Raw genomic sequence first — 486 nt, 5'->3', positions numbered from 1 at the left:
GGAGAAAAAGTCCTTTTAGTAGGCTCTGCCCTGATGACCACTTCCATGCTTGGTCAAAAAGATCTCATGGACAGAATCAGAGAAGAGAACCTCAGGGACAGCGTAAAGTGCATGTTCGGAGGAGCTCCCGTATCTGATAAATGGATTGCTGAGATCGGAGCGGATGCAACTGCAGAAAATGCTGCCGAGGCTGCAAAAGTAGCACTTGAGGTAATGAAATAATCCTGGGAGGCAAAAAGAGATGACATTTAGAAAATCCTTTGATTGCTATGATTTCTATGACAGGGCAAAAGTAGGAGAAAAGTGTACCCTGGATGACTGGGATCTTATGAAGATTCCAATGAAGGCAATGGAGCTCAAGCAGAAGTACGGGCTTGACTTCAAGGGAGAGTTTGTCCCGACAGACAAGGATATGATGGAAAAGCTCTTCAGAGCAGGCTTTGAGATGCTCCTTGACTGTGGGATTTACTGTACCGATACCCACAG

At 45.7% G+C, this 486-nt stretch carries 1 protein-coding gene and 1 pseudogene; both read left to right on the top strand.

Annotation, left to right across the window (positions count from 1 at the left end; genetic code table 11):
• Positions 1–222 (top strand): annotated as a pseudogene (locus tag BP621_RS00745) (monomethylamine corrinoid protein 1); the annotation flags it as partial.
• A 19-nt stretch (positions 223–241) separates the two neighbouring features.
• Positions 242–486: monomethylamine:corrinoid methyltransferase (locus tag BP621_RS00740; protein WP_394339274.1), on the top strand; the 245-nt coding region annotated here is incomplete at its 3' end.

The organism is Methanosarcina sp. UBA5 (genome assembly GCF_002505485.1).
Taxonomy (GTDB): Archaea; Halobacteriota; Methanosarcinia; order Methanosarcinales; family Methanosarcinaceae; genus Methanosarcina.
The sequence above is the reverse complement of the archived record's forward strand: the minus strand, read 5'-3'. Positions and strand labels throughout refer to the sequence as shown.